Origin of the sequence: Bradyrhizobium sp. Arg816 (genome assembly GCF_029989365.1) — a bacterium.
Classification (GTDB): domain Bacteria; phylum Pseudomonadota; class Alphaproteobacteria; order Rhizobiales; family Xanthobacteraceae; genus Bradyrhizobium.
In genome coordinates this window covers 28084-52844 of sequence record NZ_JAPRAQ010000038.1, presented here as the reverse complement: position 1 = coordinate 52844, position 24761 = coordinate 28084, and the positions used below count along the sequence as shown (strand labels likewise).

Genomic DNA, 24761 nt, shown 5'->3' with positions numbered 1-24761 from the left:
CTGATTATTATGTGGCGGAGGAATCCAGCCGTGGCCGGCCCTGGCTGGCGTTAGGGCGCCTCCGCCACATAATCTCGTCCGACACATAAGAACGGTTATGTTGCACGCAACATAACCATACAGCGGTGCAGCCTTCGTGTTCCGATCGAAACGAGCGGACCGGATCAAGATTTTGGTCTGGGATCGAACGGGCCTGGTGTTGATGCACAAACGCCTCGAAGGTTGCAAGTTCGTTTGGCTAACGATCACGGACGGCGTGATGCGCATGTCGCCGGCGATGTTCGCTGCTTTGTTCGAAGGACTGGATTGGAATTGGTCCGCCCGGAAGAAGCACGACGCCCGCAGGCGGCGGGATAACTGCGGCAGAATGACTCGGCAGCTATTTTGAGCGTGGCACGCGCGGCGGCGATGTGCTCGAAATAGCGCATGAGCATCGCGGCGCTGCGCGACGAAAACGAACGCCTGAAGGCGCTTTTGGCGCAAACGCAGGCGGCCTTGAGCGAGCATCAGGGGGCGCTGGCAGCATCGGAAGAAGCCCGACGCCGCCTGGAGATCATTCTCGGCGAATTACGACGCGACAAGTTCGGCGCGACGTCCGAGAAGCTGCGACCAGATCAGTATCACTTGCCGCTCGAAGACGTGGAGATCGCGCAAGGCATCCTGGATGCTGCGCAGGAGAGAGCCGAGGCGGTGATCTAGGGCCGATCGCGGAGCGTGGCGGATCAAGGCTCTCATCGCAATCGCTGCTGCTTGCCTGCCCACTTGCCGCGGGTGGAGCGGGTTATCGAGCCTGTGAGCACGCTCTGCCCGTGCGGTTGCGGCGCCATGACGAAGATCGGCGAGGACGTCAGCCAGCGCCTTGACGTGATCCCGGCACAATGGCGCGTGCTGGTCGAGCGCCGCCCGAAATACATCTGTCGCCGCTGCTCGGGCCCTGTCGTGCAGGCGCACGCACCGGAGCACGTCGTGCCCGGCGGGCTGCCGACCGAAGCGGCCATCGCGCACGTGATCGTCTCCAAATTTGGCGACCGTGCGCCATTTTACCGTCAGACCGAGATCTATGCGCGGCAGGGGATCCGGCTTGATCGGGCGACACTGGACAACTGGTCGACCGCGCGTGCTTCCATCTTCTGCCCATCGCGGATCACATGCGCCACTACCTGGCCATGGCGGATCGGCTGTTCATGGATGAGACGAAGGCGCCGGTACTCGATCCGGGGCGCGGCCAAACGAAGAAAGGCTACTTCTGGGCGATCGCCTCAGACGACCGCGGCCACAGCGGTCCAAGTCCGCCGATCGTGCTGTTCCGGTATTTCCCCGGTCGCAGCGGTGTCTTTGCTGAGCAATTACTCGACGGTTTTGGCGGACGCTACCTGCAATGCGACGCTTATGAGGGGTATGACCGGTTGAACGAGGTCGTTCGACCGCAAGGGCCATGGACGCTCGTGCATTGCTGGAGCCATTTGCGCGGGCGCTTCGTCAAATTGGTGCGCAACAGCAAGTCACCGATCGCCGAGGCCGCCATTCGGCACATCGCGCAGCTTTACGCCATCGAAGCCATGGTGCGCGGCTCGTCGCCGGACATCCGGTTGGCCGCGCGCAAGGAGCGCTCGCTGCCCTTGGTAACCGCATTGAAGTCGCGGTTCGAGAAACAGCTGTCGATGATCTCCAGCGGTTCGACGCTCGCGGAGGATATCCGCTATGCACTCAATCATTGGCAGGGGCTGACCCGCTTCCTCGAAGACGGGCGTCTCCAACTCGACACAAACCCGGTCGAGAACGCCATACGGCCAGTCTGCTTGACTAGGAAAAATGCTCTCTTCGCCGGTCATGAAATCGGGGCAGAAAACTGGGCCTTGCTCGCGTCGATCGTCGCTACCTGCAAGCTCAACGACGTCAATCCGACCGCCTACATCGCCGAAATACTCGAGGCGATCATCGACGGCTATCCCCGCAGCAGGATCGAAGACCTCATGCCGTGGCGCTTCCGCAAGGCGTCAAGCCAGCTTCAATAGGGCCCCGGCTGAGCGCTTACGGATCTCCTGAAGGAGCACAAGAAGGAGGCGCTACGCCAGGCGGCCTGAAGATGCTCAGGCCCACCAAGGGATGGCTCACCGGACCCCATGATCAATTTGCTGAACTTGACGCACAGAACTGAATCTATGCGTATTCCTTCAGTCCACGGCTCGTGAAGCCGGATTTGGGCGCGCGCTGACGACTCTTTGCAGGGAACAGGCGCCGAAGGGAAATACAAGAGTCTTATTTGGATGCACCAAATAGCGGGAAGCGCCAATACGACAATCGGAAGGCGAGGAGAACAAGATGTCTGCCAAACGGGCAACGCGGATTGGAGATCTTACCGCATATGACTGTCTCGCTCTCTTTAAGAGCCGGGACTTGTCTCCTGTTGAGGTGATCGATGACTGCTTACATCGCATTGATGAAGCAAATCGCGAGTTCAATGCATTCTGCTTCATCGGCTTTGAACAGGCGAAAGCCCGAGCGCGACTCTCAGAGGGCCGATGGATGCGGGGCGAACCAATCGGCCTAATTGACGGCGTGCCCGTAACTCTAAAGGACGTCACACTTTGCCGAGGAATGCCTACGCGCTTTGGATCAAAGGCGACTAGCGAAGACGGACAGTTGGACGCCGACTCAGCGACTGCTGCTCAATTGCGAGACGCGGGCGCTGTCATTCTGGGAAAGACCACCACTTCTGAATTTGGTTGTAAGGGCGTCACAGACAACCTGCTTGACGGTATCACGCGTAATCCGTGGAATCCTGATTTCACGCCCGGTGGGTCGTCCGGCGGTGCTGCAGTCGCCGCCGCACTGAATCTAGGGTTTCTACATCAAGGTAGCGACAGCGGCGGATCGATCCGAATGCCCGCAAGTTTCACGGGCACGTTTGGCCTGAAGCCGACTCTCGGGTATGTCCCGCAATGGCCGCCGAGCGCGTTCACTACGCTGTCGCATATCGGTCCGATAACCCGCACAGTCGCCGACGCGGCCCTCATGATGAAGGTTCTTGGCCAAAGGGACGTGCGCGATGGGTACGCTGGACCAGCATACCCATTCGGTGACCTCCCTCTTGCGTCAACGCTCAAAGGACTGAAAGTAGCCTACAGCCGGAACTTCGGATATGTGGATGTCGCGAACGAGATCTTGAACGTTACCGACATCGCCGTCCAAAGGATGGAGGCGCTTGGTGCAGACATAGTCGAAAAGGATCCTGGATTTGATGATCCGAGCGAAGTAGCGTCAATGCTATTTCTTGCTGGTTGCGGCCGGATTTTCAGCCGTTTGAGTCGCGAGCAACGCGGGTTGGTGAGCCCCGTCTTCCTGCAGTACGCCGAGAAGGGGCTAACAGTAACTCTTTCCCAGTATCAAGAAGCTCAGGAAGCGCGGGCAAGACTGACAGCGACGATGGCAGCATTTCATGAGGAGTTTGACCTTCTTGTATCGCCGACGACACCCGTTGCACCATTCCCAGTGGAGCTCAATCAGGTTCCCAATCGGCCCCATTGGGTGCTAACCAGCCCATTCAACCTCACCCAGCAACCGGCGGCTTCTTTGCCTTGTGGTCTCGATCGCAGCGGTCTCCCGGTCGGGCTTCAATTGGTCGGCGCTCGGTACAAGGACATGACAGTGCTGTCCGCAGCACAGGTTCTTGAAACTGCATTCGGGCGTTTCGTCCCAGCGCGGCGAGCCCTTCGATAACAAGGCCGGCGCCCGACCACTCAGAATCCAGCCAGCAACAGGCCACAACAGAAAGGAAGGTGAGCGAAACCAATGACGAGTGAGTCGCCCATCTGGCCCAATCGGCGGAAAATTCGTAGCCTAAGGTGCCTGTTCCAGTGACAGTCTGGACTGCACTCTAAAGTGAGACACCGTAGTTACTGTGACAGTGGGTTGCTACGAAAGGTTACCGCAGTGTTATTTGCGCGAATGCGTCTTCGGAACTCAAGGGGCAACTGATATCTGAGCGCGAGTGCAGGCGCCCTGTGTTGTAGACTTCCGCGATGAAGTTGTTGATGCGGCTGCGGGCATCGTTGATGTCTGCGGAAACCTTGCCGTTGATCTGTTCGGCCTTGGGTATCTTCATGAAGCTCTCTGCCTTGGCGTTGTCGAAGGAATTGCCTGGCCTGCTCATGCGGATGGCGATGTCGCACTCAGCGAGCCTCTGGCGATAGGCCATGGAGGCGTATTGGGCGGATTCAAACGGTCGTCGCAACACCAATTGTTCTCACTCATGACAGTAATTCGTCAAGCGCTTCTGCCGGCGTTTTCCAGCCTAGTGTCTTTCTCGGCCGGGCATTGAGGGCCGCTGCTACAGCGGATATCTCGTCGACGCTGTGGATGCTCAGGTCTGTGCCTTTCGGAAAGTACTGCCGCAGCAACCCGTTGGTGTTCTCGTTAGTGCCGCGCTGCCAAGGGCTTTGCGGGTCGCAGAAGTAGACTTGGATACCCGCATCGATCTTGAGGCGGTCGTGCTGAGCCATTTCCGCTCCTTGATCCCAAGTCAGCGTGCGACGTAGCTCTTCGGGCAAAGTGATGATGGTGCGCGAGATCGCGTCACGCACGGCTTCCGCTCCGTGTCCCGCGAGTGCAGGTCCGTTCTTCTTACGTGGAACTTCGCCATGCCCCGCCAGCCGGGGAAGGTGCAGTAGCATTGTGAAGCGCGTCGTGCGCTCGACCAACGTGCCGATCGCCGAGCTGCCAAGACCGAGAATGAGGTCTCCCTCCCACTGTCCCGGCACTGCTCGATCGGCCGCTTCAGCGGGGCGCTCACTGATCATGATCGCCGGCGAGACGAAGTTCTTGCCTCGCCTGCGTACGCGCGCCCTGGGCACGCGCAACACGCGCTCGGTTCGCAAGCAGGCCGTCAGCTCGCTGCGTAGTACACCGCGGCCCTGTACGAAGAGAGCCTGATAGATGGCTTCGTGGCTGATGCGCATCGTCTTGTCGTCCGGGAAGTCGGTCGGCAAGCGTCGGGCAATCTGCTCAGGGCTCCATGCTTTGGCCCATCGTCGATCCTTTCGCCGGCCATGCCGGCGGCCGTTCCACCGAACGGCGGGGCCAGGAATACATGCTCCGCTCGAGGCTACAACGCCGCCGGCAAGTCTCTCTTCCATATAAGTGCGCAAGGTTGCGTTGAGCGCAAGCTTGGTCGGCTTGGGCCGGCGGGCAGATCGGTCTGCATGCCATTTGGCAGTTGTTGCCCGATATTCCAACCCGCCGCCGCGGGTGGCCGCGTTCCGCCGCAGTTCACGGGAGACCGTCGAAGCAGCCCGCCCCAAGCGGCGCCCGATCTCCTGTATGGAATGGCCCTGCACCTTTAGAAGAGCGATCTCCTCGCGTTCAGCCAGTGAAAGGTAGCGCCCGGAGAGAGGCTTGGCCGAAGATCTGAACATCGCTGGTGGTATGCCGCCTGCCTTTCGGACCAATCTGCTTCCGACAGGTTGCGATAATCCGGCCTCAAACGCAGCATCTTCGCTGCTCTGCCCTGTGGCAATCGCCTTCCAAAATCTATTCTGTTCATCGCGTCCGGCCGCAGACGGCCGGCCTGGCGATGGCAATGGCGCACGTCCTGACCGCGCCGAACGTCGACTTACAACTTTCATCGCAACCTCCAACTTCAGGGTGTTGCGACGACCGTTTGAATCCGCCGAAGAGGCCGCGCAAATCTGATGCAACTTAGTAGGTACTGAGAGTTCGGAGCTACTGAGAGTTCGGATTGGGACTGGTACTTCGCTTACTACCTTTCCCCGGCTCACCGACGGCCGCGTCCGTGCCGGCGGCGCGCGAACGCCAACGCCATTGTATCAGCCAAGCGTCTCGTTCGCGAAAAACTTCATGGAAATACGCACAGGGGGCGGAGCTCTCTAGTGCAACTGGGCACCATGAACGCGCCGCGGAGAATCTAGGTCGGGACGAAAAACTCAATGCGCACCTTCGAGTGGATCTGCTTGCCATCTCCAGAAAGTCCCGAACTCGCGAGGTGGCAGCGTGGCGTTCTAAAAAACTAGCGTACCGATTGGGATTGTGTCGGCGTCCCGCTGCCGCTGCAAATGCAAAAATTCGGCGGAATTTCTGCAAAAAGTACGAAAGTCTCCGCTTGAGCTCCGGGAATCGCGGTAAAGCTGCAAATAACCTCTATATCGTCCGTTGGCGCCAAGGCTCCGATCGTTGCTGGATGTGTTGAAATCTTGTCCAGCAACTAGACGCGGATCCACCGCGCGATCGACTCTGGAGGGGAATCGGAACATGACAATCTCTCGACGCGACCTCGTTAAGACAAGCTTGGCTGCTGGTGCCGTCGTATCGATGCCCTCGCTCCTACGAGCGCAAACTGGTCCTGCGACTGCGAGGACCGTCCGAATGATAAAGTCGGGTGACCTCCGAGTCTTCGATCCGATCCTTTCGACAGCTACGATCACCGGTGATCATGGCTATGCGATCTACGACACGCTTTTCGCGCTGAACTCCAAATTCACGCCCCAGCCGCAGATGGTGGGGAAGTGGAGCGCTTCCGACGACAAGAAGACCTATACGTTCGAACTTCGGAATGGTTTGGGTTGGCACGACGGCACGCCTGTTACTGCAGCGGATTGTGTAGCCTCCATCCGTCGTTGGGGGCAAGTCGCTCCGGGCGGCAAACTGATCATGGCGCGGGCCAAGGATATTTCGAAAAAGGACGAACAAACCTTCACGATCGAACTCAAGGAGCCGCTGGGGCTCTTGATTGATGTGCTGGCCAATTTGGCGAACCCGTTCCTGTTTATTATGCGGGAGAAGGACGCAAGTCGCCCCGCGACCGAACAGGTGACCGCGAATATCGGGTCGGGGCCCTTTAAATTCAATGAAGCTCTGGCCAAACCCGGCGCGAGCTTTACCTACGATCGGAACGAGAAATACGTGCCGCGCGACGATCCGTCAGACGGATTTGCTGGCGGGAAAGTTGTCAATGTCGATCGGGTCATCTGGGAGAACATCTCGAATCCGCAGACTGCCTTTGCGGCCTTGCAGGCGGGAGAGGTTGATTTCCTCGAAGGCCCGCCCGCCGATCTTTATCCGGCTGTCGAGAGCGATCCTAACCTTGCACTCCAAGTTCTGGACAAGATGGGTTGGGTTAATCTTCTGCGCCTGAACTGTCTTCAGAAGCCGTTTGACAACGTGAAGGCGCGCCAGGCGATGCTTTACCTTGTTGATCAGGCGGTAATCGCTCGCGTCATCAACCCCGACCCAAAATACAGCCACCCCGTTACTTCGATGTTCGGAAACGATACGCTCTACTCCAACGACGAAAATACGGGATGGTACAAGAAGGGCGGCGATCCGGAAAAGGCCAAGCAGTTGTTCAAAGAGGGCGGCTATGCTGGCGAGAAGGTCGTCATTCTGCAACCGACTAACCTGATGGGATTAAGCAATGCCGCGCAATTCCTCGCGGCCGCGCTGCGGAAGATTGGGATTAATGCCGAACTTGCGCCGAGTGACTGGGGCGGAGTTGTCACGCGTCGGACGAACAAGGGGTCCGTGGAGGAAGGCGGCTGGAGCATACTTATCACGGGTGTGCCCGATTCGACCCTTAGCGATCCGATTGGCGCACCCTGGCTGGGCGCGGAGGGCGACAAGGGCTTCTTTGGCTGGCCCAAGATCGACGAATATGAGGCCCTTCGGGCCCAATGGGCGGATACCCCAACGGTCGCCGAACGCCAAGTGCTGGCCCGCAAGATGCAGGCCGTTTGGTGGGACTACGTCCCAACCGTTCTGCTGGGGCAAGGTATCACCCCAAGCGCGCGCCGCAAGACGCTGACCGGCCTCATCGGAATGCCCGGTGCTCTCCCGATGTGGAATATGCAAAAGGCCTGAGGAGCATGGCCGCATACATTGTTCGTAGGATGCTCTCGACCATTGCCGTCATGGCGATGGTCGGGATTTTCATCTTTTTGCTTCTCAGACTGTCGCCTGGCGACCCGGCAGCCATCATCGCCGGCGACGCAGCAACCCCACAGATGATCGCGGGCATCCGCGAACAACTCGGACTTAATGATCCTCTACCAGCCCAGTTCCTACATTGGGCGCTGGGCATTCTCAGCGGCGATTTCGGGGGCTCAATTTTTACGGGCCGACCGGTTCTTCTCCTCATCTCGCAGCGGTTGCAGCCGACCATTTCCCTTTCGATCTTGACGATGATCGTTTCGGTGACGGTTGGGGTCGCCTTCGGCATTCTGGCCGCATGGCGTGTCGGCGGCGTCTTCGACCGCACTCTCGCAGCCTTTGCGGCGCTTGGCTTTTCTGTCCCCGTATTTGTCGTCGGCTATTTTCTGATCTACTGGTTCGCCATCAGCGTGCGTTGGCTACCGGTCCAAGGATACCAGCCTGTCGAGCACGGCCTCGGGCCCTGGCTTGTGCACCTTATTCTGCCGACCGTAGCCTTGAGTTTCCCCTACATCGCTTACTTCGCCCGGATCACGCGCGCGAGCATACTCGAAGTTCTGTCGGAAGACTATATGCGAACGGCCGCTGCCAAGGGCGCCTCTTCATATTCCATGCTCTTCCACCACGCCCTGAAGAATGCGGGTGTCCCGATCCTTACCGTGATAGGCATAAGTTTCGCCTATCTGATTTCTGGCGTCGTCATCACGGAAACGGTGTTCAACATCCCTGGTGTCGGTCGATTGGTGGTCGATGCGATCAACAATCGCGACTATCCGATCATTCAAGGTGTGCTGATCCTCGCTTCGGGCCTGTACGTCTTGGTCAATCTCGCGGTCGATCTCACTTACACCCTGATCGACCCCCGCATCCGGTATTGAACATGCCACTTCTCTCCGCACCCGTTGAAGTCGAGCCGATGGGCTGGCTGCAAAGAGCTAACCTTACTCGTCTAGCCAGGCGGTATCCGCTGATCTTTGCCGGCGCCGGTCTCTTGGCCGTGTTGATCATCCTGGCGCTCGCTGCACCGTTTTATGCCGGCGATCCCCTAAGCATGGATCCTTTCGATCGCCTTCAGCCGCCGTCCGCCAAGCTGCGGTTCGGGAGCGACAATCTGGGCCGTGACGTGTTTGCACGAACGATGTTCGGCGCTCGAATCTCCCTCATGGTGGGATTGATGTCGGCGGCAAGCGCTGCTTTGGGGGGGCTTTTGATCGGCGTCATCGCCGGCTACAACCGCAGCTTCGATAATGTTGCAATGCGGATCATGGATGGCCTGATGGCAATCCCGACGATTCTGCTGGCCATCGCCCTCATTTCCCTGGCAGGCTCCGGCATCGGCATCGGCATCCTCATCATCGCCATCACGGTCCCGTCGATCCCAAGTGTTACCCGGCTGGTTCGTTCGGTGGTTTTGAGTGTTCGCACGCGTCCTTATGTGGAGGCCGCGCTCTGCGGCGGTGCGCGTCTGCCAAAAGTGCTATGGCGGCATATCCTCCCGAGCACCATTCCGCCCCTTGTGGTGCAGAGCGCCAATCTCTGTGCGAGTGCGATTCTGACGGAAGCTGGGCTGAGCTTCCTTGGCGTAGGCGTGCCGACCGAGATCCCCAGTTGGGGCAACATGATCTCAAGTTCAAGTCTGTATCTCGCTGTCGCCCCATTGACGGTCTTTGCCCCAGGCATTTGCCTTGTCATCACAGTTCTTGCTGTCAACCTGCTCGGAGATGGCTTGCGCGACCTGTTCGACCCCCGTTCAAAAGTCAGAGCCTGACATGCAAATTCAAGAAACTACCGGGGGTGACGTGCTCCTTGATGTCCGAGGCTTGGAGACGCACTTTTTCGGCGAGGAAAGCATCACCCGCGCATTGGGGGGCATCAGCTTCCAGGTCAAGCGTAGCGAAACGCTCGGCGTTGTCGGCGAATCCGGATGCGGAAAGAGCGTCACAGCCCTTTCCATTCTTCGCCTGCTGCCGAAGCTAAGCGCCAAGACCGTCAGCGGTGAAATCCGCTTTCACGGACGCGACCTGCTGAAATTCTCAGAACGAGAGATGCGACAAATCCGCGGCGACCGGATCGCCATGATCTTCCAGGAGCCCATGACGAGCCTGAACCCGGTTTACACTGTTGGTCGCCAAATCGCCGAGGCGGTGCAGATCCACACCAAGGCCTCCCGGTCAGATGCGATGGCAAAGTCGCTAGAGATGCTCCGGCTGGTCTGCATCGCGGATCCCGAGCGTCGCATTGGCAACTATCCCCACGAAATGTCAGGCGGCATGCGACAGCGTGCCATGATCGCCATGGCGCTCGCCTGCTCACCGGAACTATTGATTGCCGACGAGCCAACGACTGCGCTTGACGTCACAATCCAGGCGCAGATCTTGCGGCTGATTATTGAGCTGAAAGAGCGCATGGGAACCGCTGTAATGTTCATCACGCATGATCTGGGTGTTGTAGCGGAGACATGCCAACGAGTGATTGTCATGTATGCCGGCCGAATCGTAGAGCAAGCGCCGGTGCTTGAGCTGTTCGCACGGCCCGCGCATCCCTATACCCAGGGGCTCATGCGCTCGGCGCCTGATCCGCGGCACGGCCGGCGGCGCCGTCTTCCGGAAATTCCTGGCATTGTCCCGAGCCTGCGCGAGCCCATTGTCGGATGCAGCTTCGCGCCCCGCTGCCCGTTCGCGATAGAAATTTGCCGCGAGAAGACGCCCATCATGCGCGACGTCGGGCCCGGTCATAAAGCGGCCTGCTGGCGCTCCGAAGAGGTCGTGTGCGCATGAGCAGCCCTCTGCTGAAGGTCGAGAATTTGACAAAGCATTTTCAGCTGGATACGGGATTCCTGAAGAAGACCGGGCCGGTAGTGCGGGCGGTGGAGGATGTATCCTTCTCAGTCGATGCGGGCGAGACGCTCTGTATAGTCGGCGAATCGGGCTGCGGTAAGTCCACTGTCGCACGCCTCCTGATGCGGATCGTGGAGCCGACGTGCGGGCGCGTGATGATCGACGGAGCTGACATCTCCGATCTCGGGACGCGCGCGCTTCGAGCGTGGCGGCGGCGGATGCAGATGATATTTCAGGATCCTTATTCGTCGCTGAATCCGCGCCTCACCGCCGGACAGATCATCACCGAACCGGTCGAGAATTTTGAGCGGCTCAGTAGGAAGCAGCGCCACGCTCTTGCCGCCGATCTTCTGCGAAAAGTCGGAATGTCACCCCAGATGATGCACAGGCTTCCGTCCGAGTTCTCGGGCGGTCAGCGCCAGCGGCTCGGCATCGCGCGGGCGCTTTCGCTACAGCCCTCGCTCATCATCGCCGACGAGGCAGTCTCAGCCCTTGACGTCTCGGTGCAGGCACAGATCCTGAACCTTCTCATGGATCTGCAACAGGAGATGGGCATTGCCTTCGTCTTCATCTCACATGACCTTGGCGTCGTGGAGCATATCGGTCATCGCGTCGCGGTCATGTACTTGGGGCGCATCGTGGAACTCGCCCCACGCGAGGCGTTGTTCACAAAGCCGGTCCATCCCTATACCGAGGCACTCATCGCGGCCGCCCCGGTGCCGGACCCGACACGGGTTCGGCTGAAGGCCCCAGTTGAGGGCGAGGTGCCAAGCCCCATCAACCCGCCGAAAGGGTGCGCGTTTCACCCGCGCTGTCCGCTCGCGGTCGAGCGTTGCCGGATCGAAGTGCCGCCTTTGGTGCCGATGGCTGACGGGCGCGCCGTAGCCTGCCATGTGCGCGCCCCCACTATGGACATTCCGGTCGAGCAGGCCACGGCGGCCAATTCTTTGCTCTCTCCTGTGGCACAGCCACAGACGTTTTGACTCGATCGAGTATCTTGTGCGTACCGCCGACACGAACATCGGACATCGGCACATGAACCTGAAAAGTGATGGAAGGATAGAACAGGACCCGATTGTGACACAGCTTCCAAGCGCGCCGCGTTTGGTGATCGATGAACGTCACGATGATCAACGGCGTTATCCGCACGGGGTCGCGCTCATGGATGGGCAATACCTGCGGATCCCGAGGGCAAGGCTTTACGACACGGTCCATGTCTGGAACGGAAAGTTCTTTGACATAGCCGGGCGCAATCAATTTCTGCTGGTGGCCGAGTCCAAGCATCTCGCGAGCCCAGTCATCGGAGCTGCCGCAAGCCTCCATCGCCAACACAGTTGGGGTGAGCCGGCATGAACTTTCGAAACTGCAGACGCGTCAGCTTTTTCCGAAACACCACAGATCCATGATCCGCCGGCCCATGCAGTTGAAAAACATTCTTTTCCAGATCGACCCTGACGATGGTAACTTCTCTCAGGGATCCTGCCTTTCCTTGCTGGGACTGTCTCACCACAAACTTGGCACATTGCGGTGCCGCCGGAGAAGGCTGGCATCCACCCCATCTGTTTCGCTTGTGTGTGGCACCACCTTTCATGGCTGGTCATCAATCTTTGAGCATTCGACGAATCGTTCACATTCTGTACCGCGGAATTGTCGAGATCTTGATAGATACCGCGACAGCGGGTGGATCATCGGCTCAAAGGCGCACTTGCTCCCTCGATCGTGCGAAAGCTTCACCTGTTCCGCACAGACGCAGAATTTCGGCCAGGCAAGGGGCCACATCGGACAAATGCGGCTCGTGGGACCGTTAGCATCTCACGGGCTAGGTTCAGTCGGCCGACCGTGCCGATTCCGCGACATCTTGATGGAACACCATGTCCGAGATCCTTGTTTTCTCCAGGCAAAAATTCGTTGCTTGTCTCAACCCGTCCTATTGCCAGTGACTCCGATGACAGAGCTCTCACCAGTGCTTTCAACAGTCGATCAGCATCACGTCGATCATCGGCGCTATCCCCATGGGGTCGCTTTCATGGATGGGCAGTACCTGCCCATGTCCGCGGCCAAGATCTCTGTGCTCGATTGGGGTTTGCTGCACTCGGATGCGACCTACGACACGGTGCACGTCTGGGACGGCCGGTTCTTCCGGTTGGACTTGCATCTCGACCGCTTTTTGCGAGGGGTTGAACGCCTTCGAATGAACCTTCCCTACGACCGCGAGGAGATCGCGTCAATCCTCGAACGGTGTGTCGCACTGTCGGGCCACAAATCGGCCTACGTCGAGATGATCTGCACGCGCGGCTCTTCGCCGACATTCAGCCGAGACCCCCGCCAGGCAGAGAACCGCTTCATTGCGTTTGCAATTCCATTTGGCTCGGTTGCCAACAGGGAGCAATTGGAAAGAGGCTTGCACGTCGCGATCAGCGAGACCGTGCGCATCCCCCCTAAATCCGTCGATCCTACGATCAAGAATTATCATTGGCTCGATCTTGTGCAGGGTCTTTTCGACGCTTACGACAAAGGCGCCGAGACGGCACTAATCCTAGATACGGACGGATATGTTGCAGAAGGGCCAGGCTTCAATGTATTCCTCGTAAAGGACGGATCTCTGAGGACGCCGGCTTTTGGGGTGTTGCCGGGTATCACGCGTCGGACCGTTTTCGATCTCTGCGCTGAGATTGGCCTCACGGCCATCGCGACCGATATTAGTCGTGACGAAATCAAGAATGCTGATGAGGTATTCATCACCTCCACTGCCGGCGGTATTATGCCCATAACGCGCATCGACGACACTACTATCTCTAAAGGGCAGGTCGGATCCATCACCCGCCGCCTCATGGATCTCTACTGGCAAAAGCACGCCGATCCGACGTGGTCGACTGCTATCAATTATCCTTGATCGGAAATGAACGATGCGTTCGCAACGTGGCCAGCAGCTCCGCGACAATCTGGATGAGCTATCGTCGCGAAAAACTCGTCAAAGTCGAGCAAGAAATTGCCTCGCCGCCAATCGGCGCGAGTCATCTGCGCGCCCTTGGCGAGCGCGACTCCTGAACATGTGCGCCAACAACTGTCTCAGTTTGGCCAATCACCCAGCCCTGCTGCGAGCCGCGCGCACAAATGGACCGCACGGACGACATTCCAAAACCATGCCACTCGCATCTTGCCTTAATAGTGGCGGCCAGTGTGTGCAGATCCGTAGCCGCAGGGAGATTGGCGAGATAGTAATTCTTCTCGCCCGAGGCACGATGCTCGCCAATGAGCCAAGCTTCGTCACCCGGGAGATGCTGTTTATCCTAAATCCGCTGCGGAGCGGCAGTGCGGACACGGAGAGCAGAAAATCGGCTTCAGCCGACCTTCCGTCCGCCGCGCATGGCAAGCTTGGGCAGCGGATCAGCGACACATGGATGTGGACCATCTCCGCAGTGGCGAGCGTGGCCTTCAAACAACCTCGACCGTGCGTTTGAAGATCCTACGGACACCGCTCTTCGCCCCAGTGCTGACGGATGCGCGTCAGGCTTGAATGTTGCGGTACCTGCTGGTGAAGGCATAACCAGCAAACCAGCGAATGGCGATGTTGACCTGGACCTCGCGCATCAGCTTGCGACCGTGTACGATCCAGGTGAGCAGCCCGGCGGGCATCAGCCGCACCGCGGCTTCCTGATCGATGCTTGGCCGACCATCGTTCCCGCAATAGCAGTCGGTAACCTCTTCCCTCAGCCAGGACAGGTCAAGTACAGGATCGACCCGCGCCAGCACGTGCTCATCGGGGACGAGCCGTTTGAGCGAGCCTGTGATGAAGAGCTCTAACTGATCCCGCTTTGCTCCGCCGATCGCGAATCGTCGACAAGAACGGGTCAATCAATTTGGAGTTTTTCAACGACCGCACGCGACAGCGCGGCCAGGTGGCCTTGAGCACCTTGGCGAGGCCGGCGGGCTTGGCTGGCGGAGGTTTGAACGAGAAGAGAAAGTGCAATGAGGTGCGTTGTCTTGGACGTGGAGGCCATTCGTAGGCGACTCTCGCGCCGAAAGTCTCAGTCCGCATTCCTCGTTTCGCCTGCTCACCGCGCCGGATTTATCTGAGCGCTGGCAGAGTTTTGCACGAAACAAGCGCGGCCATGAAATATATTCAAAATATACGGAAGCGCTCTCAAGCGTCAATCGACTGTGATCGCCAATACAATGAGAGAATAAATGTCTACGAAACCGATCGCAGATCTTACCGCACAAGACTGTCTTGCCCTTTATAAGAGCCGGGACTTGTCTCCTGTTGAGATGATCGATGACTGCTTGCAGCGCATCGATGAGGCAAATCGCGAGCTCAACGCATTCTGTTTCGTCGATTTTGAGCAGACGAAAGCGCAAGCGCGACTCTCAGAAGCGCGTTGGATGCGAGGCGAGCCAGTCGGTTTGCTTGACGGAGTGCCGGTAACTTTAAAGGACGTCATGCTTAGTCGCGGAATGCCTACACGTTGGGGATCGAGGTCGACCAGCGGTGACGGACCGTGGGATGCCGATGCTCCGGCCGCTGCGCGTCTGCGAGAGGCAGGGGCTCTCATTGTGGGAAAGACCACCACTCCGGAATATGGCTTTCAAGCAGTTACACACAGTTCGCTTTACGGAGTTACTCGTAACCCTTGGAATCCAAGTCTTACCCCAGGCGGGTCGTCCGGTGGAGCGGCAGTTGCCGCGGCACTAAATCTCGGTTGTCTGCATCTAGGAAGCGACGGCGGTGGATCAATACGGATACCCGCAAGCTTCACAGGCATCTTCGGCCTCAAGCCGACTTTCGGGTATGTCCCGCAGTGGCCGGCAAGCCTATTTACTACGCTCTCGCATATCGGCCCGATGACTCGCACAGCGGCTGACGCAGCGCTTATGATGAGGGTTATCGCCCAAAAGGATGCGAGGGACGGATACGCCGGGCTGGAATATCCGTTCGGTGACGTTCCTCTGGCATTGACATTAAAAGGACTGAGAATTGGGTATAGCCGAGACTTCGGGTACGCGAATGTGTCCAACGACATTCTGAGCGTTACTGATGCCGCTGCCCAGAAGATCGAGTCCCTCGGCGCAGAGGTGATCGAGATAAATCCAGGTTTTGATGATCCTGCGGAAACGTTCAACACATTTTGGCGTGCGGCTGCCGCTCGGCTCCTTAGCCAACTAAACGAAGAGCAACATAGCCTGCTGGAGGCAAGCACTCTGGAGGCGGCTGAAAAAGGTTTGTCGATCACGGTTTCCGAATATTTTGATGCTCAAGAAGCTCGAGTTGGACTTGCCGCTAAAATGGAGGCGTTTCATGAGAAATTTGACCTGCTGATCACCCCGACCATGCCTGTTGCACCTTTTCCGGTCGGGCTCGATAAGCCGGATAATGTTCAAAATTGGTTGCCGTTCACCTTCCCTTTCAACCTCACACAGCAACCGGCAGCTTCTTTGCCCTGTGGACTGGATAGCAACGGCCTTCCGGTTGGTCTCCAGTTGGTCGGTGCACGCTACAAGGACATGACCGTCCTGTCCACAGCACGGGTTCTCGAAAGTGCGCTCGGGCGCCTTGTCCCTCCAAGGCGGGCGGCGGGGGCGGTCTGCACGTGATGAGATACGTGAAAGATGTCTAAAGACAAAAGGACCTTCATCATCCAGCGAAAAGAGCGTTATGGCTTCCGTGCTATCAGGACTCGCTCAGCAGATAGCGAGGGATCAGGATTAGCAGCGATTAATGGGAGTTGTCGACGCGACCTCATTAAGACGGGTTTTGCCGCCCGCGCTGCCGTATCAATGCCCTCGCTTCTACGAGCGCAAACTCGTCCGACGTGCGGATACGTGATGATCGACGGAGCTGACATCTCCGATCTCGGGATGCGCTTCGAGCGTGGCGGCGGCGGACGCAGATGATATTTCAGGATCCTTGTTCGTCGCTGAGTCCGCGCCTCACCGTTGGACAGATCATCACCGAACCGGTCGAGAATTTTGAGCGGCTCAGTAGGAAGCAGCGCCACGCTCTTGTCGCCGATCTTCTGCGAAAAGTCGGAATGTCTCCCGAGAGATGCACAGGCTTCCGTCCGAGTTCTCGGCCGGTCAGCGGCTCGGCATCGCGCGGGCGCTTTCGCTACAGCCCTCGCTCATCATCGCCGACGAGGCAGTCTCAGCCTTGATGTCTCGGTGCAGGCACAGATCCTGAACCTTCTCATGGAACTGCAACAGCAGATGGGCATTGCCTTCATCTTCATCTCACATGACCTTGGCGTCGTGGAGCATATCGGTCATCGCGTCGCGGTCATGTACTTGGGGCGCATCGTGGAGTTCGCGCCCTGCGAAGCGCTCTTTGCAGAAGGCGCTTATCGCGGCAGCCCCGAGGCCGGATCCCACACGGATACGGCTGCAGGTGGCGGTAGAGGGCGAGGTGCCAAGCCCTATCAATCCGCCCACGTTGCACCTTTCATCCCTGCTGTCCGCTCGCGGTCGAGCGTTGCCGCGTTGCAGTGCAACCCTTGGTGACAATGTCCGATGGGCACGTGGTCGCCTGTCATGTGTGCGCTCCGGCCGCAGGCATCGCCGCCCAGCCGGCTGCAGCGGCCAAATCTTCCGCTCACTCCTGTTGCAGGCAAACTAGAAGTAGGTGCCGCTGCCGTGAAAAATCAAATCCGACGATATCGGCCAAGCAACTTCCTCGGAACCGCAATGACGACCATGTTGACGAACCCAGTGAATGTGCTCGATCAAAAATCACATCGACAACCGCAGCTATCCGGACGGTGTGGCATTCCTGGACGGTCGGTACCTTCCTAGCCTCTTCTTACGGTTCGCGCGAGCAGGGCAAGCACGCACGCGAATTCTACACGTTGCTGAAGGCCGTTTACGTACGTTCGTAGGAGCAAAGGAATTGGTGATGGCCTCGGTTGGGGATGACCTCTCTACGTTATCTGAACTCGAGGGAGTGGGGGTGAGCCGACCTGGGGCTCAAAGACCGCAATGAAGGCGTCTTTTCTGCAGAAAATCTTCGGTGCTGGACTGGAATTCGAAGCGTTGGGCGTTCAAATTACTCTACATTCGAGACTGTCGGGCTGCTGAGCAGCGCCGAAACTGATCTCAGGTGCGGATTTCTACCTGGCGCGGGGAGGCGAGCCGACGAATGTACGAGCCGATGGATGATGCCGCCGAATGCTATTCGGCAGAAGTCAACGCGGGACACGAGCGGCGCGAGCGCAAGATTTTCGGCATGGTGAGTGAGGCACCGCGGCAGATTCCTGTTCGCCATGCAGTTGACGTTCTGGTCGTTGGGGGCGGGCCGGCCGGCACCGCGGCAGCGATTGCCGCTGGCCGTCTTGGCGCAAACGTCATGCTCGCCGAGCGGTACAACCATTTGGGAGGCCTTTCGACGGGGGGGCTGGTCATCTGGATCGATCGAATGTCCGATTGGGACGGTCGGCTCTTGATTGCTGGGCTCGGGCGCGAGCTGCTTGACCGTCTGCCCAAGGATGCCGTACTGGGGCCCGGTCAGTCCATCTGGGGCACCCGCGCGGCCGAGCATGTTGCGGTTTGGAAACCGCGCATTGCGGCATTTCACGGCATAGTCACGCATTCGCCAATGATTGATCCGGAAGCGCTCAAGACTGTCTCACTCCAGGCGATACGAGAAGCCGGAGTCAAGCCGCTTTTCCACGTTTGGGCATCATCGGCGATCGTCCAGGACGGCCGCATCAACGGCATCGTATTCGAAAGCAAGCAGGGACGGTTTGCTGTAACTGCCAAGGTTGTCATCGATACCACAGGGGATGGAGACATCTTCGCCGACGCCGGCGAAGCCTCAGCATCCGACATTGAAGCCAGCAATATGCACCACTGCATAAATACGTCATGGCTGTGGGCTGGCGTAGACAACGAGGCTTGGCTGGCATTCCACCGTTCGGCCCAGTTTTCAGAGTTTGCCTCTCGGGCACGGCGTGAGCTCGGGCTATACGAATTGCCAAACGCGGCTTGGCGCAACGATATCGCCGTCTTTATGGGCCCCCGCTGGTCGGGATATAGCGGCTTGGACATCGAGGACCTCACGGAAGTCGAGCTGCGATCTCGCGACAAGATGATGGAGATGCTCGCCTGGTACAAGGCGAATGCGCCTGGGTTCAAGGATGCTTGGGTCGTGCTGACCGCTCCGCAGATCGGTGTTCGTCAGACCCGTCGTCTTCTCGGCCAGAGCGTTATGACGCGCGAGGACTGGCGAAACGGAGTCGTTCATCCGGATGAAATCGCCATAAGCCCGAGCCTCGGCCCAAGATTCGATCCGGTGTCCGTCCCGTATCGCAGTCTTCTGCCGCGAGGCACACTCGGACTCATCGTTGCCGGCCGGCACATGTCATCTGACGCGTCGTCGCACACGTTCATGCGCGAAATACCGCAATGCTGGTTGACCGGGCACGCGGCGGGAGTAGCAGCAGGGCTTGCAGCGAATGGCGGTATGACACCATCCGAAGTGCCCGTTCGTGATATTCAGAAAACTCTGCTCGGCCAAGGTGCTTACCTTCGGGTTTTGGAGACCGTTGTGTAACATTGGGCCCCTCTTAGCGGCATTCGAGCCGATCTTCTCCTGCATTGCCGATGCCTGCGGGTCCAGGCATTAACACAAAATCGGGTTCGGAGCCTGGTGCGGCTTAGCTATTCTGACAACGAGCGATCCTAAACACGAGCCCGCGTCCCGGCATCCAAGAGGCGAAGCCGACAAACGCTCTATGATCAAGGAGGCCCATATCGAGGAGTTGCGCAAGCTTGCGGGTGAGAAGGCCTTCTCATCGAGCCAACCTATATGGTCGCTTACGAGACCGGGGCGCGCTATGATAAAGGCAAAGCTGCTTTCGTCGTGTGCCCCTCGTCTACCACCGAGGTCTCAGCTGTTGTCGGTTGGTACCCGTGCAGAATGGCGTGGCTCTCATCCCTCGATCTGGCAACACCGGCCTAGTATCGGGCTCGACACCCGATACTAGCGGCACGCAAGCCGTACTTAGCCTCGATCGTATGGCGGCCGGTTTCGGGTTCGACCGCCTAAACCGCACCGTGCGGGTGGGCGCGGGGATGCGTCTTTCTGATCTGAATGCCAAGCTGCAAGAGCACGGCCTATTCTTTCCAATTGACCTCGGCGCTGACCCGAGACTCGGCGGCATGATAGCCACCGATACCGGCGACTCGCGTTTTCTGCGCCATGGCGATGTGCGTCCCAATACCCTAGGGATTGTAGTGGTGCTCGCCGACGCGGCAGGGGCCGTGCTCAACCTTTCCTCGCCCCTTCGCAAAAACGATACCGGGGTCGACTGGACAGCCTCATTGTCGACACGTCCGGAGCGTTCGGCGTTGTTACCGAATGCGTTCTCAACTCCGAGCCTCTGCCGCGACAGTCGGCGACGGCCCTTCTGATACCGTCTTCACCGGAAAGGCGCTGGGCTCTTATCTCTCGGCATTTGAAGGGATGTCCGGTAACGCGGTACGGGCAGCACTCGGCCATCTTTCCTCTCTGCGCAATCCGTTCCCTGGCGGAATCGTGCGCGAGTTCATGATCCTCGCCGAAATCTCGCGCACCAACGCGCCGCGTGACGGTGAATAACAGCTAGAGATTGCTCTAGAAGTGGTTCTGGCCACCATATGGCATAGGGAGGAAGCACTATTTCTCGATGCGTATGTTGGCCCGCGGCACGAGACCTGGACGCTCCGTCACGCATTGTCGGAAGGGGTTAAACACGCCGGCCGGCTCATCGCGTTCGATCTATCCTTCCGGCGGGGCGACATAATGAGGTCCTTGCGCGTATGAAGGCTGAAATGCCGGCGCGCTTTCCGAATGTCAACATTTGCGATTTCGGCCCCATTGGAGACGGCAGTGTGCATTTCAATCTCATCCCCGCCAAGGATGATCCGCGCCTCGCAGACGCCGCATTCGAAGCGGCCCTGCGTGAACTGGTATCCTCAGTTTGCGTCGAGGAGTTTCAGGGCACCTTCAGCGCCGAACACGTGGTTGGCCGCAAGAATCAGAACGTCTACGATCGCTACACCCCAGCGGAAATCCGCAGGCTTGCGGCTCCTCGCCGGGGCAGCTCGGATCGGTCACTTTGTGAGGTGGCTGAGAGTGAGACAAGATGTAATCAACGGCAAGAGCATCAGAATGAAGCGCTAAATGGCGAGCCTTTGGACCAAACAAGCTCCGCGGTTAAAGATGGAGCTGTCTAGTTCATTCTGCTGAGGCGAAGATTTGCCAGGTAGCAGCGGTTAGGTGGGGTGACCGCATAGTAGCCCAGAGTGAGTTTCCCTTGCCAGCGATAATACAGGTAAAGCGCAGAGGCCGTAGAGCAATCTACGGCCCCGCGCCGCGAAGGAACAGATAGCTCATCGTCGGTATCACGAACTCTGCGCGGGCGCGAATGCCGGTCGGCCACCGCGTGGTGATCATCTTTAGCCTGGTATAAAAGCGAACGCCTTCGGGACCCAACCGCCAAATGAATGGAACGCCATCGGCACAGGAATCGGAACATTGATGCCGACCATTCCAGCCTTAATCTGGCGCGCAAACCCCTTGCGCCTCATCGGCGTCTCTCGTGAAGATCGCGGTGCCGTTGCCAAACTCGTGCTTATTGATCATCGCCGCGGCCTCGCCATAAGAATTTGCGCGGACGACCGCGAGCACTGGGCGCGAAGATTTCCTCGCGGTAGATCTTCATATCGGTTTTTACGTGGTCAAACAAAGTGCCGCCAAGAAAGTAGGTCCGTGGCTACATTGATTCCGGCCTCGAAGAAGGCGCGAAGATTGTCGTGGATGAGCGCGACTTCCGGCGCCAAATGCTGTCGCGCTTCTATGCGGGCGAAGGGATCAGCTTCAAAAAAACCGTGCACGCCAACGAACAGGATCGTCGCGACGTCGTTGAGCGCCGCCAAGCGTGGCGCTGCACGCAAACCAGCCTTGGCGGTCGGCTTATCTTCCTCGACGAGACCTGGACAACAACGGCGATGACGCGTCGTTACGCCTTGGGCCAACGTCGGCGAACGTGCCTTGGGCCATCGCCGCACGGACATTGGAAGACGTCGACGTTCCTTGCCGGCCTGACCCGCGAGGGGCTGATCGCGCGCTTTGTGCTCGATGGGCCCATCAACGCCGAGTGCTTCTTCGCCTATGTCGAGCAGATCCTCGTCCCGGTGCTGCGCCAAGGAGACACGGTAATCCTCGACAACCTGTCGAGCCATAAGAATGAAGCGGCCGCACGTCTCATCGCCAGCGCCGGCGCACACCTGCTATTCCTGCCGCCCTACAGGCCTGATCTCAATCCGATCGAGATGGCCTTCGCCAAACTCAAAGAATTGTTGCGACAAGCCCAGGCTCGGACCGTCAATGCCCTCTGCGACCTCATCGGCCGCACCTTAAATCTCTTTACCCCTGAGGAATGCGCCAATTACATCTCTAGAGCGTCGACCGCCTGATCCATGTCTGCATCCGGCATGACAATCATATGGTTCTTCGCGCCGCCGAGTGATTGACAACGCTTCCCATGCTGCGCGGCCGTCTCGTAGATATAACGGGCAACTGGCGTGGAGCCGACAAAGCTCACAGCCACGATGTCAGGATCAGTTGCATCGACTGCCCCTTTGTCGCCTTGCACGACGTTGAACACTCGGTCGGGCAGTCCGGGCTCCTTCAACCAGTGCGCGAGCACGAGAGAGGCCGAAGGATCGCGCTCTCAAGGCTTTAGGATGAAGCTATTTCCGCAAGCGACGGTAACCGGAGACATCCACATCGGAACCATCACGGCGAAATTGAAGGGTGTGATGCCGGCGACGACACCGAGCGGTTGACGCAACGAATGGCTGTCGACGCGCGTGCCGACATTCTCGGTGACTTCTCCCTTCAGGAGCTGTGGCGCACCTGTTGCGAACTCCACCACCTCCATGCCGCGCTGGATTTCGCCTTTGGCGTCAGAGAGAATTTACCATGCTCGGCGGAGATGATTTGAGCGAGATCATCGATACGATCCTCGGTGATCCGCAAAAACGGTTCAGAATGCGAGCCCGTCGGAGCGGGGGCATTCGCCCGAGTAGGAAACGCCTTACCGATTGGATGTCTTCGTCGAAGCCAATCCGAGCGTTTCTGTCTGCTCGCCGGTTGCAGGATTGTATAGGGGGAATGTGCGGGAGCTTGGGCTCCGCACCAGTTCGCCGTTGATAAAATTCAAAATGGTGGCAGACATTCGACTCCCCTCTATGTTTGACCGGATCCGATATGAGGCCGCATAAAAATGAGCATCAATCGCCGAATTTGCGACTCCGTGGTGCAGAAAGTATAGTCAATGGATTGGGAACGGGTCCGGATATTTCTCGAGGCCGCGCGCGCTGGGCAGATCCTGAAGGCCTCAAAGAGCCTAAGATTGAATTGTGCTACGGGTAGCGCGGCAGCTCACGGCGTTGGTATCCAGTTTCATGCTAAGTTGATCGAGCGACACACAGCAGGCTGCACGCGGACGTCCGCGGGCGAGGCGTTGGCCCTCGTGGCCGAGCGAGTTGAGAGTGAATTACTAAAAGTAGGATCCAGCGTCGGAGTTGCAGCCGCAGCGATCACCGGGACGGTGCGCGTCGGTGCGCCTGATGGGCTCGGAAATTACTTCCTGGCCGACGATCTGGGGGCATTGGCCGCGAAGCACGCGGGACTTGTCATTCAGCTCGCCCCTCTACAGCGAACATTCTCGTTGTCGCGGCGTGAAGCAGGCCGTCTCGAAAAAGCTCTACTGAGACACAGTAGGAGGTCCGTCGATTCCCCAGGCGCAGAAAAGCCGCAACAGCTCTTCCTTCGCCTCTCCGAAATTAACATTCTCCGCCACCGGCGTAGCTAAGGGCCACCCTTTAGTCATTCTTGCGAAGACTCCTCCGTTTCATTCAACTTGAAACCGCTTTGCGAAGGCCTGAGATCGATGGTGCGTTTAGATCATAGGAATATGCATACTCCAGAATGATACCAGCTTTGGTAGGTTCACGCTTTGCAGTTCTGGGCTAAGCGAAGGAGTTACCTCTGAGAGGCGCGCCTCGGAAGCCCTTGTCCATCCAGAACTGTAAAAGGAAACGCTGTTGCCATACGAGACCATTAAATATGAGGTTGCCGGGCATATCCTCACCATTACCTTGAACCGTCCGGAGAAGCTCAACGCCTTGACTGGCACCATGGGACGGGAGTTGATCGACGCGTTCGATCGAGCGGACAAGGACGACGACATACGCGCGGTGATAGTGACCGGCGAAGGCCGCGCCTTTTGCTCAGGCGCCGATCTTTCCTCGGGAGCCGACGCATTAAATGGCGATGCGCGGCGCGGGCCGGTGAAACGGATGCCCGATGGTAGGGCGGACTATGGGGATCCGAAGCTTCGCGATGCCCACGGTCAACTCACGTTACGGATCTTCAAATGCATGAAACCCATAATAGCCGCAGTAAACGGACCGGCCGTCGGCGTTGGGGTCACTATGCAGATCGCGATGGACATCCGCATTGCTTCTGAAGCCGCGCGCTTTGGCTTTGTTTTTTCGCAGCGTGGGATCGTACCGGACGCGGCCGCGAGCTGGTTCCTCCCGCGCATTGTCGGCATCGCGCAGGCGCTAGAGTGGTGTTACAGCGGGCGCGTCTTCACGGCGCAGGAAGCGCTTGCTGGGCGGCTAGTTAGCAAAGTAGTGCCGCCCGATCAACTGCTCGCGACGGCCCGGGTGATTGGCCGCGACATCGCTGAGAAGACCCCGTCAGTATCGATCGCGCTGATCCGGCAGATGATGTGGCGTATGCTAGGCGCCGATGATCCTATGGAAGCCCACAAGATTGATAGCCGCGTAAGCTATACACTCGGCCGTTCGGCCGATGCTCGAGAGGGCGTGATGGCATTTCTGGAGAAGCGGCCGGCGGTGTTCAGGAGTAAGGTGTCGGCCGACATGCCAGATCATTTTCCTTGGTGGACTGAGCGCGAGTACAAATAACCTCATGTG

At 58.5% G+C, this 24761-nt stretch carries 18 protein-coding genes and 7 pseudogenes; 19 read left to right on the top strand and 6 right to left on the bottom strand.

The genetic code is table 11. The annotated features are described in order from the left end of the window. Positions 1 to 127 precede the first annotated feature (127 nt). From tnpB to OWC48_RS43305, 3 genes and pseudogenes are all read left to right on the top strand, one after another. Positions 128 to 388: pseudogene (gene tnpB, locus OWC48_RS47250) on the top strand (IS66 family insertion sequence element accessory protein TnpB); the annotation flags it as partial. 38 nt (positions 389 to 426) lie between these two features. Further along, positions 427 to 2015 (top strand): annotated as a pseudogene (gene tnpC, locus OWC48_RS43310) (IS66 family transposase). A gap of 307 nt (positions 2016 to 2322) precedes the next feature. Then, the gene (locus OWC48_RS43305; RefSeq protein ID WP_282525494.1) at positions 2323 to 3720 is read left to right on the top strand and encodes an amidase; all 1398 of its coding nucleotides are present in this window, start codon (positions 2323 to 2325) and stop codon (positions 3718 to 3720) included. A gap of 205 nt (positions 3721 to 3925) precedes the next feature. On the opposite strand, the gene OWC48_RS43300 is transcribed toward OWC48_RS43305, so the two are convergent. Next, entirely contained in the window at positions 3926 to 4198 is a 273-nt protein-coding gene (locus OWC48_RS43300; protein ID WP_282525493.1) for an integrase core domain-containing protein, read from the bottom strand. Positions 4199 to 4250: 52 nt separating this feature from the next. Continuing rightward, a complete protein-coding gene (locus OWC48_RS43295; RefSeq protein ID WP_404979912.1) occupies positions 4251 to 5426 on the bottom strand; it encodes an IS30 family transposase in 1176 nt (391 codons plus the stop codon). Between OWC48_RS43295 and OWC48_RS43290 the strand changes: the two genes are divergently transcribed. The 8 genes from OWC48_RS43290 (at position 5395) to OWC48_RS43255 (ending at position 13671) form a co-directional block, all read left to right on the top strand. Beyond that, a complete protein-coding gene (locus OWC48_RS43290) occupies positions 5395 to 5691 on the top strand; it encodes a hypothetical protein (RefSeq protein ID WP_282525491.1) in 297 nt (98 codons plus the stop codon). The genes OWC48_RS43295 and OWC48_RS43290 overlap by 32 nt on opposite strands. A gap of 576 nt (positions 5692 to 6267) precedes the next feature. Beyond that, entirely contained in the window at positions 6268 to 7872 is a 1605-nt protein-coding gene (locus OWC48_RS43285) for an ABC transporter substrate-binding protein (protein ID WP_282525490.1), read from the top strand. A gap of 5 nt (positions 7873 to 7877) precedes the next feature. Further along, on the top strand, positions 7878 to 8819 hold the full coding sequence (locus OWC48_RS43280) for an ABC transporter permease (protein WP_282525489.1): 942 nt from the start codon (positions 7878 to 7880) through the stop codon (positions 8817 to 8819). A 2-nt stretch (positions 8820 to 8821) separates the two neighbouring features. After that, positions 8822 to 9709: an ABC transporter permease gene (locus OWC48_RS43275; protein ID WP_282525488.1), complete on the top strand. Its 888-nt coding sequence runs from the start codon at positions 8822 to 8824 to the stop codon at positions 9707 to 9709. Between the two features lies 1 nt (position 9710). Then, positions 9711 to 10718: an ABC transporter ATP-binding protein gene (locus tag OWC48_RS43270; protein ID WP_282525487.1), complete on the top strand. Its 1008-nt coding sequence runs from the start codon at positions 9711 to 9713 to the stop codon at positions 10716 to 10718. Continuing rightward, positions 10715 to 11761, top strand: a complete 1047-nt coding sequence (locus OWC48_RS43265) for an ABC transporter ATP-binding protein (protein WP_282525486.1) — start codon at positions 10715 to 10717, stop codon at positions 11759 to 11761. Before OWC48_RS43270 ends, OWC48_RS43265 begins: the two co-directional genes overlap by 4 nt. Before the next feature lie 52 nt (positions 11762 to 11813). Beyond that, positions 11814 to 12131: a hypothetical protein gene (locus tag OWC48_RS43260; RefSeq protein ID WP_282525485.1), complete on the top strand. Its 318-nt coding sequence runs from the start codon at positions 11814 to 11816 to the stop codon at positions 12129 to 12131. 592 nt (positions 12132 to 12723) lie between these two features. Then, positions 12724 to 13671, top strand: a complete 948-nt coding sequence (locus OWC48_RS43255) for an aminotransferase class IV (RefSeq protein ID WP_282525484.1) — start codon at positions 12724 to 12726, stop codon at positions 13669 to 13671. A gap of 256 nt (positions 13672 to 13927) precedes the next feature. On the opposite strand, the pseudogene OWC48_RS43250 reads toward OWC48_RS43255, so the two are convergent. Further along, positions 13928 to 14135: pseudogene (locus tag OWC48_RS43250) on the bottom strand (IS701 family transposase); the annotation flags it as partial. Positions 14136 to 14156: 21 nt separating this feature from the next. Then, a pseudogene (locus tag OWC48_RS47600) lies at positions 14157 to 14606 on the bottom strand (transposase); the annotation flags it as partial. Between the two features lie 360 nt (positions 14607 to 14966). Here OWC48_RS47600 and OWC48_RS43240 point away from each other — a divergent pair. From OWC48_RS43240 to OWC48_RS43215, 6 genes and pseudogenes are all read left to right on the top strand, one after another. Then, positions 14967 to 16370, top strand: coding sequence for an amidase (locus OWC48_RS43240; protein ID WP_282525482.1), 1404 nt, complete (start codon positions 14967 to 14969; stop codon positions 16368 to 16370). A 213-nt stretch (positions 16371 to 16583) separates the two neighbouring features. Beyond that, a pseudogene (locus OWC48_RS43235) lies at positions 16584 to 17362 on the top strand (oligopeptide/dipeptide ABC transporter ATP-binding protein); the annotation flags it as partial. 545 nt (positions 17363 to 17907) lie between these two features. Beyond that, positions 17908 to 19320 carry an FAD-dependent oxidoreductase gene (locus OWC48_RS43230; RefSeq protein WP_282525481.1) on the top strand — a complete coding sequence of 471 codons (1413 nt, stop codon included), beginning with the start codon at positions 17908 to 17910 and terminating at the stop codon, positions 19318 to 19320. 311 nt (positions 19321 to 19631) lie between these two features. Further along, a complete protein-coding gene (locus OWC48_RS43225; protein WP_308777027.1) occupies positions 19632 to 20180 on the top strand; it encodes an FAD-binding oxidoreductase in 549 nt (182 codons plus the stop codon). Next, a complete protein-coding gene (locus OWC48_RS43220) occupies positions 20128 to 20367 on the top strand; it encodes a hypothetical protein (RefSeq protein ID WP_282525497.1) in 240 nt (79 codons plus the stop codon). Before OWC48_RS43225 ends, OWC48_RS43220 begins: the two co-directional genes overlap by 53 nt. Positions 20368 to 20567: 200 nt before the next feature. Then, positions 20568 to 20984, top strand: a complete 417-nt coding sequence (locus OWC48_RS43215; RefSeq protein ID WP_282525479.1) for an FAD-linked oxidase C-terminal domain-containing protein — start codon at positions 20568 to 20570, stop codon at positions 20982 to 20984. A gap of 124 nt (positions 20985 to 21108) precedes the next feature. Here the strand turns inward: OWC48_RS43215 and OWC48_RS43210 are convergent. Next, positions 21109 to 21514: pseudogene (locus OWC48_RS43210) on the bottom strand (aldehyde dehydrogenase family protein); the annotation flags it as partial. A 76-nt stretch (positions 21515 to 21590) separates the two neighbouring features. On the opposite strand from OWC48_RS43210, the gene OWC48_RS43205 reads away from it, so the two are divergent. After that, positions 21591 to 22226: an IS630 family transposase gene (locus tag OWC48_RS43205; RefSeq protein ID WP_282525496.1), complete on the top strand. Its 636-nt coding sequence runs from the start codon at positions 21591 to 21593 to the stop codon at positions 22224 to 22226. Here the strand turns inward: OWC48_RS43205 and OWC48_RS43200 are convergent. Next, positions 22208 to 22990, bottom strand: a pseudogene (locus tag OWC48_RS43200) (aldehyde dehydrogenase family protein); the annotation flags it as partial. The gene OWC48_RS43205 and the pseudogene OWC48_RS43200 overlap by 19 nt on opposite strands. Before the next feature lie 871 nt (positions 22991 to 23861). Between OWC48_RS43200 and OWC48_RS43195 the strand changes: the two are divergent. After that, complete coding sequence (locus tag OWC48_RS43195) at positions 23862 to 24752, top strand: crotonase/enoyl-CoA hydratase family protein (protein ID WP_282525478.1); 891 nt, start codon at positions 23862 to 23864, stop codon at positions 24750 to 24752. Positions 24753 to 24761 lie beyond the last annotated feature (9 nt).